Here is a 1,414-nt window from a genome sequence, read left to right as displayed (position 1 = left end):
TATCTTGATACCCTTCGCACCTTGACGCATTGCATTTTGAACTGCACGCTTCATTGCACGACGGAACATAACACGACGTTCCAATTGGCTAGCTACACCTGCAGCAACCAACTTAGCATCCAAGTCTGGCTTACGAATTTCCTCGATATTGATGTGAACCGGAATCCCCATCATTTCGCCAATCTCTTTGCGAAGCTTTTCAACATCTTCGCCTTTCTTACCGATTACGATACCAGGACGCGCAGTGTGAATTGTCACACGAGCGTTCTGAGCTGGTCGCTCGATAGTGATCTTGCTAACTGACGCTCTTTCAAGCTTTTTCATCAAATACTCACGTACCTGAATGTCGTTTAGCAAGTACTTAGCGTAATCACCTTTCTCTGCATACCAAACGGAGTTGTGGTCTTTCACAATACCCAGTCTGATACCAGTAGGATGTACTTTCTGACCCATCTTAGTATCTCCTAGTTATCGGCCACTTTGACCGTGATATGACAGGTGCGCTTGAATATTCTATCAGCACGACCTTTCGCACGTGGTCGGATTCGTTTCATAGTTGGGCCTTCATCAACAAATACTGTTGAAACTTTAAGCTCATCTACGTCCAAACCATCGTTATGCTCTGCATTTGCGATAGCCGACTCCAACACTTTCTTCATAAGGGCTGCAGCTTTCTTAGTGCTGAAAGTTAAAACTTCCAACGCCTCTTCTACACCCTTTCCTCGGATCTGATCTGCTACCAAACGTGCCTTCTGAGCAGATAGACGAGCACCTCTATGCTTTGCAGCTACTTCCATCTCAATATCCTCTCAGAATTATCGCTTCGCTTTCTTATCGGCATCATGACCCCGATAAGTACGCGTTGCAGCAAATTCACCTAATTTATGACCAACCATATCTTCGGTTACATAAACAGGAACGTGTTGACGTCCGTTATGAACCGCAATAGTCAGGCCTACCATCTCAGGAAAAACAGTTGAACGACGAGACCAAGTCTTAATTGGTTTCTTGTCACCTTTTTCCAGAGCCGTTTCTACTTTCTTCAATAAATGAAGGTCTATAAATGGACCTTTTTTCAAAGAACGTGGCACAGCGTAACCCTCTTAGTTAATTACTTAGCCGACCGACGACGTACTATCATCTTGTCAGTGCGTTTGTTCTTGCGAGTTTTATAGCCTTTAGTAGGTACACCCCAAGGAGTAACAGGGTGACGACCACCAGAGGTTCGCCCTTCACCACCACCATGTGGGTGGTCAACTGGGTTCATAACAACACCACGCACCGTTGGTCGAATACCGCGCCAACGTGATGCACCCGCTTTACCTAATTGCCGTAGGCTGTGCTCACTGTTTGAAACCTCACCCAAAGTAGCTCGACATTCAACAAGAACCTTACGCATTTCACCAGAACGCAA

3 protein-coding genes and 1 pseudogene are annotated in these 1,414 nt (G+C 45.7%); all 4 read right to left on the bottom strand.

Annotated features, from left to right (window positions below):
* The coding region (gene rpsC / locus A3761_RS08015; RefSeq protein WP_068750086.1) for a 30S ribosomal protein S3 at positions 1 to 453 on the bottom strand (453 nt) is incomplete at its 3' end.
* An 11-nt stretch (positions 454 to 464) separates the two neighbouring features.
* Entirely contained in the window at positions 465 to 803 is a 339-nt protein-coding gene (gene rplV / locus A3761_RS08010) for a 50S ribosomal protein L22 (protein WP_368664608.1), read from the bottom strand.
* Between the two features lie 12 nt (positions 804 to 815).
* On the bottom strand, positions 816 to 1,091 hold the full coding sequence (gene rpsS / locus A3761_RS08005; protein ID WP_068508516.1) for a 30S ribosomal protein S19: 276 nt from the start codon (positions 1,089 to 1,091) through the stop codon (positions 816 to 818).
* Positions 1,092 to 1,111: 20 nt separating this feature from the next.
* Positions 1,112 to 1,414 (bottom strand): annotated as a pseudogene (locus A3761_RS08000) (50S ribosomal protein L2); the annotation flags it as partial.

It is taken from the genome of Oleiphilus sp. HI0123, from assembly GCF_001635315.1.
Note: the sequence above shows the minus strand (reverse complement) of the source record. Positions and strands in the feature narration are given on the sequence as shown.